This is a genomic window from Phaeovibrio sulfidiphilus, assembly GCF_014861485.1.
In the GTDB taxonomy this organism is placed as follows: domain Bacteria; phylum Pseudomonadota; class Alphaproteobacteria; order Rhodospirillales; family Rhodospirillaceae; genus Phaeovibrio; species Phaeovibrio sulfidiphilus.
Map to the genome: position 1 here is coordinate 20,872 of NZ_JACZHT010000010.1, position 6,874 is coordinate 27,745.

The following is a 6,874-nucleotide window of genomic DNA, read 5'->3' on the forward strand; positions in this document are numbered from 1 at the left end:
AAAGTCCGGCGCCATGGATTACACCTCTGCGCGTTCCCTCGGGAACATATTGCGGAGAGGTGCCGGAGTGGTCGATCGGGGCGGTCTCGAAAACCGTTGTGCCTTTGCGGGTACCGTGGGTTCGAATCCCACCCTCTCCGCCAGACCCTGAGGTCTGGCCGTCACGTTCAGGACGGCCGGTACCCGGGTCCGGGAACGGCAGACCCAGCGGCTGCTCCCATTTTCCTGTCATTCGAAATGAACGTGCGAGCGCGTGTTGTCACGCCGAGGCCCTCGCGTGCCATCGGGACACCCTGATGGGCGCCGCCCGACCATCACGCCTGCAGAACCGCACTGACAGGGCCGTCCGTCATGCCCCGCATCATGGCAGCACACTCCCAACGACACCACACTCCCAACGACACCACACGGCCACAGCTGCCGGGCAGGCCGGAGCCCGCCCCGGGCCGACGGACCCGGCAGCCGGCAACAGCACGGGCGATGAACAGCGGGGGCAGGCCGGAGCCTGCCCCGGGCCGCCATACCCTCTGCCTCGCCCGCGCCCCTGTCCTTTCGCGGTGCCCTCCGGCCCGTTCCCGATATCCCCGGCCCGTTCCCGCCGTTCAGGCGTCAGGAGCGCCGGCGCGCCTCCGTCTCCATCAGACGTTCCAAAGTCCGATAGAGGCGCTCGTTCAGCGACTGGGATGCGTTGAACCGCAGGAAGCCCCCGGCGCTCTGGGACAGGCTGAACACGTTGCCCGGAGCCAGCACGATACCCTCATCCAGCGCCTTGCGGGCGATGACGGCCGCATCCAGCCCCTCGGGCAGGCGGGCCCACAGGAACATGCCCGCCGTCGGCTCCAGCCAGGGCGTGATGCCGATCTTCTTCAGGTTGGCGCTGGTCCGGCTCATGGCGACGGCCAGACGCTCCCGCAGGGCCTCCATGTGGCGGCGGTAGGCCCCGTCCTGGAGCAGGGACAGGACCATGTCCCCTGCCAGCCGGTCCCCTCCGAACCGGGTGGCGATCTTGATGTCCACCAGGTCGTCGATCCAGTCCCTGCGCATGGCGATGAATCCGCAGCGCACCGACGCGGACAGGGTCTTGGAGAAGCTGCCGATGTGGATCACCCGGTCGAGGCCGTCAAACGCCGCCAGCCGGGGGGCCGGGGTGTGCTCGAAGTCGGCGAAGATGTCGTCCTCCACGATGACCAGACCGGACTGCTCGGCGATCTTCAGGATCCGGTGGGCCACCAGCGGCGAGAGGATGGCCCCCGTCGGGTTCTGGAGCGCCGAGTTGGTGATGTAGAGCTTGGGACGGTGCGCCTCCACCGCCTCGGCAAAGGCCTCGTCATCCGGGCCGGTGGGGGTGTAGCGCACGCCCACGATGTTCGCCCGGTGCGCCCGCAGAAGGGCGTGAAAATTGAAATAGCACGGATCGTCCACCAGAACCGTGTCCCCGGGCTCCAGATGGAAGCGGCAGACCAGGTCGATGGCCTCCGTCCCCGAGGCGGTCAGAACAATCTGATCCGGGGGCGCGTCAATCCCGTGATTGCCCATGCGCCGGGAAAGATGCTGGCGCAGGGCGATGGACCCCATGGGCGCCCCGTAGTCCAGAAGACGCTCCGAGGGCGCCCGGGCCAGGGCCCTCAGGGTCCGGCGCATGGCGTCATCCGCCAGCCATGACGTGGGAAGCCAGCCGCAGCCGGGCTTCAGGAAATCGTCCTGGGTCTCGAAGGACTGGCGGGAGATCCAGAAGGGGTCGACCGCCCGGTCCAGACGCGGGCCCAGCTCGGCCAGGGACAGGGGCGGCATGTGGCCGACAACGTAGAACCCGGAGCCGGGGCGGGCCCGGATGATGCCCTCGGCGCCCAGGCGCTCGTAGGCCTCGACGACCGTGGACTTCGACACCCCCAGGGTCTGGGCGAACGAGCGGATCGAGGCCAGCTTTGCCCCCGGCACCAGGGTTCGTGCCGCGATGCGCGAGCGCACATGCTCCATGGCCTTCTCAACGAGGGTTTCCCCTGCTTTCACCGGGACCGGGCTCAATCCGTACTCCTTTCTAGACCAGTACAGTTCCGTTGTTCGTCGGTACAGTTTCCTGGAATTGTATCACACCGTCTCTGGCGGCGTCACGGGCGACGAGCGATAACACACTCATGATATTGGTATTTGAACCGGGAGATGAAACAGTGAACAAATCGGCAAACGGATGGATCTACGGTTTTCTGGGCGTCCTCGTTTTCAGCGGCTCCCTCCCCGCGACCCGAATCGCGGTTCTGGAGATGGACCCGTTCTTCCTGACCTGGGCGCGCGCCGCCCTTGCCGGGATCATGGCGGCGGGAGCCCTCATCTATTTCCGGCAGAGCCTGCCGGGCCCGCGCACCTGCCGGAAACTGGCCTTCGTCGTTTCGGGTGTGGTGATCGGCTTCCCGCTGTTCACGGCCCTCGCCCTCGAGCACATCACCGCCGCCCGCTCCCTCGTCTATATGGGGATGCTTCCGCTCTCGACCGCAATTTTCGGCGTGGTCTTCGGCGGCGAGCGCCCGCGCCCCGCGTTCTGGGCCTTTTCCATTACCGGGAGCCTGCTGGTGGCCGGTTTTGCGGCCTGGCAGAGCGGCGGCAGCTTCTCGCCCGGTGACGGCTACATGCTGGCGGCCATCATCGTCTGCGGCGTGGGCTACGCGCAGGGCGGCATCCTGTCGCGAACCCTCGGGGGCTGGCAGGTGATCTCGTGGGCCCTGGTCCTGGCCCTGCCCATCGTGGTGATCGCCCTGGGACTGTCCCACTTCCCGAACCCCGAGACCATCTCGGTGTCCGCCTGGTCCGGCCTTGCCTACGTGTCCGCGTTCAGCATGTGGATCGGGTTTATCTTCTGGTACAAGGGCCTTGCCCTTGGCGGCGTGGCCGGGGTCGGCCAGATCCAGCTCCTGCAGCCGTTCCTGGGCTTCATTCCGGCCGCCCTGCTCCTGCACGAGCCGGTCAGCGCCGCAATGGTGGGCATCGCCCTGGGCGTTGCAATCTGCGTCGCCGGCTCCAGGCGCTTTGCCTAGGGACCGGAGCTCCGGGGACCGCCGGTCCCCGGACCGGAGCGGCACTCCCCGCTCCTGCTGAAAGGGGTGCGGCGCCTGAGGGTGCCGCCCCGCAGCCCTGGCCCCGGGTCACACGGGGCTATGGCCTCCTGAAGGACACCCCACCACCGCGCGGCACCCCCGGTGTCCAGCCCGGACACAGCCCCCTGAAAGCCCCCCAGCGCCCCTCCGAGTACCCAGCGCCCCGCGCCGGAGTACGGCGATACCCGCGCCCTCGCCGATGTGCGACCGCCGGACAATCCGAAGAGCCACACGCCCGGGCACGCGGGTCCGGACCCGCGCCCGAGAGACCCGGCCCCCGACCGCGGGGCAAGTGGGCCCGTGCGCACGTGGGCACCCCCCTCCCCCGGGCAGGAAATCGGACGGAACCCCACTCATTTAGAGTTGGAATTAAACGCGAAAATACTGCAACATACTGCCTATGCGGTTTTCCCGTTTTCAGCTTCCAACGCCATGCGGGGTTCGCCGGGCACCTGTGCCCCCTGCCCGCCGGTGGCTCCGTGACGAAAGGGCCTTGCGATGAGTTGCTTTCCCCCGTCCGCCCGGGCAGTCGTTTTTGTCTGCGCCGCCTTTTTCCTTTCGGGCTGCGAAACCTTTCTTGATGCCTCCAGCACTCCGGACCCGATCACGGTGGACGTGATCTCGTACTACAAGAAGGGCGTCCAGCCGCCGGTTCTGGAGGGGCACAAGGCCGCGATCATCGCCACCGGCGACCAGCGCACCTCCCTCGAGTTTGCCCAGGCGCGGGACGTCCTTGCCGACCAGTTGATGCGCAAGAGCGCGGCGGTGGTGGACAAGCCCCGCTCGGCCGAGGTGGCCGTGACCGTGGAGACCACCATCAGCGGCCCCTCCGAGACGACCTACGAGGAGGTCTACGAGCCCCCCTACGGCTTTGGGGATCCGCTCTACCCCGAGATCTGGCCGGGATCGGACTTTGACGACCGCTTCAACCCGTTCGGCTACCGCCACCGGGCCTGGAGAGACCCGTTCTTCCGGGACGGGCCCTACACCAAATCCTTCACCCGCACCACGTACGACGCCACCCTTCACCTGCGGTTCTTTGATGTCTCCGGCACCCGGGGCCGCATCACGGCCGGAGCAACGCCGGACGTGGAAATCATCGCCACCATGCGGACGTCGTCGCCCCTGCTTGCGGACGCCCTTCCGTCCCTGCTCTGGGCGGCGGTGAACGTCTATCCGGGTGTGGACGGGGAGCGCCAGCAGGTCGAGGTTCCGCCCGGCGCGGCCAGCCCGCCGAACCCCGTCCTGAGCGCTCCGGACGCCGTCGCAAGCGCTCCGCGAAAGGCCGGACCATGACCCGTCTCCTTGCCAGACTGCCCGCCGCCGCCCTGGGCGCAGCCCTGATGATGGCGGGATGCAGCACCGCCCTGGGGCCGCAGGGCCCCTGGGGCGTCTCCGTGGACGTGGCCACCTACCACCGGTCGGGAACACCGCCCGCTCTGGCGGGTCAGAAAACCGCCGTCATTGCCCAGGGCGAACAGGCGGCCTCCCTGGAGTTCAACCGCGTGCGTGAGCGGCTGGACGAGGAGCTGACCCGGGCCGGAGCGGTGGTGGTGGGCAAACCCGCAGCCGCGGCCATTGGCGTTACCCTCAGCGCCAGCGTGAGCGCGCCCATGGTCCACGTCCACACCGACGAGTACCGCCGCACTGTCCTCTACAACGAGATGCTCTATCCCACGCTGTGGCCGGGCACGAACTACTCGTTCGGCTTCAGCCCGCTGGGATACCGCCACCAGGGTTGGCGGGAGCCCTCCGCCTACGGCGCGTACCCCTACCGGTACCAGCGACACACCTACACCGAGACCCTCCACGACATCACCGTGCGCCTGCGGGTCTATGACATGAAACGGCTGGGCCGGCGGTCTCCGGCAAACGAGCTGCCGGACGCGGAGGTCGTGGCCTCCCTGCGCTCGGCGTCGCCCTCGCTGGAGGAGGCCCTTCCGGTCCTGATCCGGGCGGCCCTCTCGGCCTATCCGGGAGTGGACGGGCAGCACCGGAGCATTGAAGTCCCGCCCCTGCCGGCCCCGGACCGGACCCTGGAACCACGCCCCGCATCCGAACAGTTTGCGCCGCCGACACAGGGGCAACCGGGGCAACCGGCCCGGAGCGCGGCCGGACCCGGGGCCCCGCGCCCGACGCGCTGACACCGGAACGCCCACTGGGCGAACAGACACACCTGACAGGGGCTCCCGGGACAACGGAGCCCCTGTTTCGATTCTCAGTCCGCCGCCCCGCGGTGCCTCGGCTGTCCGAAATACCCCGTCGCCGCAACACCCACCAGGACCGCCACCACCCCGACCCCGTGATACCAGTAGAGCGTCTCGCCAAGGAACGCGAACCCGGCCAGCACGCTGACAACAATGGCCAGGTTGCCAAAGACGCTGACCTTGTAGGCCTCCAGCCGGGCGAGGGAATACACCGCCAGGAACGACGTGCCCAGCGACGAGAGCACCCCAAGGTACAGAACCGAAAGCGCGAACTCCGGATCCGACCAGGGCGAGAACAGCCCGGCCAGCGAGCCTTCCGCCGCGCGCACCCCCAGCGAGGCTCCCATGAACACAAGGAAACCCAGACCCGTCATCACGTAGGTCAGGGTGAAGGGCGTGTAGCGGCGCGTCATTTTCCGGGCCAGAACGTTGTAGGCGGCAATGGACAGGGTCGAGCCCAGGATCAGCGCAAGCCCCCGGAAATCATAGCCCTCGACGCCAAGCCCGTTCATCGCAAAGATCAGCGCCACCCCGGCCACCGACAGCACAACAAACCCGTTCTGCACCAGGGTCGTGCGCTCTGCCAGGAACACCCGGGCCAGAACCAGGGTGAAAATCGGAATGCAGGCCTGAATGATCCCCGCCTCGGACGAGGTGATGTACACAAGCCCCCAGACCTGAAAGGCAAAAAAGCTGACCGGATAGAGAAGGCCAGCCAGAACAATGGGGGGCAGGTCGCGCCAGCCGATGCCCGGGCGCCAGAGGCCCAGAGCCAGGGGCACCGAAGCCCCGACGAAAGCCACCGCAAAACGCCAGGACAGCAAATCCAGCGGCTGGCTGGAGCGCAGGGCCAGCACAACGAACATGAACGAAAAGCCGATGACAAGGGACTGGAGAGTGGCCGCCGCGTAGCCCTGCGCTGTTCGGGTGTCCATCGCCCGGTTCCCCCCGTGTGGTCGTCGTTTTGAATGGCTTCAGCCCACCATAATCCCGACGCCCGCCCTTTGCCACGGTCCATTCCGCTGGTCCCGGTCACGTGTCCCGCTCGGGGCCTGTGAGGCCATGGCACGGGGGCGCACGGGGGCGCACGGGGGCACACGGAGGCACACGGGGGCACCCGAAAACCGAGCGACGACGGCCCAGCGACCGCGCGCCCGGATGTGCGAAGGGGCGCAGCGCCCTGTCCGGACACCCCGCCCCCTCGCCTTAATATTCGCTGACACTACCGGTCCCAGCGTTTCAAACCCACCACGCCCCGGCGCCGGGTTCCGCCCGGGTTGCCCCCGTCACGCCAGTTGTCCGGACGGGGTAGCGGCCGCGGGAGACAGGCCGGACGCACCGGCCCGGCAGCCCGCCTGAAAACGGCAATCCCCCTGGCCCCGAGCCCCGGCCCGGGAATCCGATGCTCCCGCAGACCGGCAGAGGCCCGCACCCCGAGCCCCAAGGCCGGGAGCAATCACAGGCCCGGACAGGCGGCCCCGATCAGGCGCCTATTTCTTCGCGGGCGGATACAGGACGTGGTGCCACCACGACGTCCCCACCATCGCCAGACCCGCCGCAACGTGCGCGATCGCCGCC

General features: G+C 68.3%; 5 protein-coding genes and 1 tRNA gene. 4 read left to right on the plus strand and 2 right to left on the minus strand.

Annotation, left to right across the window (positions count from 1 at the left end; all coding sequences use genetic code 11):
* The first annotated feature begins 53 nt into the window (after positions 1-53).
* Positions 54-143: transfer RNA gene (locus IHV25_RS10060), tRNA-Ser, on the plus strand.
* A 466-nt stretch (positions 144-609) separates the two neighbouring features.
* Here IHV25_RS10060 and IHV25_RS10065 read toward each other — a convergent pair.
* Entirely contained in the window at positions 610-2,025 is a 1,416-nt protein-coding gene (locus IHV25_RS10065) for an aminotransferase-like domain-containing protein (RefSeq protein WP_338048629.1), read from the minus strand.
* Between the two features lie 143 nt (positions 2,026-2,168).
* On the opposite strand from IHV25_RS10065, the gene IHV25_RS10070 reads away from it, so the two are divergent.
* The 3 genes from IHV25_RS10070 to IHV25_RS10080 all read left to right on the plus strand — a co-directional run bounded on the left by IHV25_RS10070 (position 2,169) and on the right by IHV25_RS10080 (position 5,233).
* Positions 2,169-3,029 carry an EamA family transporter gene (locus IHV25_RS10070; RefSeq protein WP_192534996.1) on the plus strand — a complete coding sequence of 287 codons (861 nt, stop codon included), beginning with the start codon at positions 2,169-2,171 and terminating at the stop codon, positions 3,027-3,029.
* Positions 3,030-3,587: 558 nt separating this feature from the next.
* The gene (locus tag IHV25_RS10075; RefSeq protein ID WP_192534997.1) at positions 3,588-4,385 is read left to right on the plus strand and encodes a hypothetical protein; all 798 of its coding nucleotides are present in this window, start codon (positions 3,588-3,590) and stop codon (positions 4,383-4,385) included.
* Complete coding sequence (locus tag IHV25_RS10080) at positions 4,382-5,233, plus strand: hypothetical protein (protein WP_192534998.1); 852 nt, start codon at positions 4,382-4,384, stop codon at positions 5,231-5,233. The genes IHV25_RS10075 and IHV25_RS10080 overlap by 4 nt, the downstream gene beginning before the upstream one ends.
* A 74-nt stretch (positions 5,234-5,307) precedes the next feature.
* Here the strand turns inward: IHV25_RS10080 and IHV25_RS10085 are convergent, their stop codons facing one another.
* Complete coding sequence (locus IHV25_RS10085; RefSeq protein ID WP_192534999.1) at positions 5,308-6,231, minus strand: DMT family transporter; 924 nt, start codon at positions 6,229-6,231, stop codon at positions 5,308-5,310.
* Between the last annotated feature and the right edge of the window lie 643 nt (positions 6,232-6,874).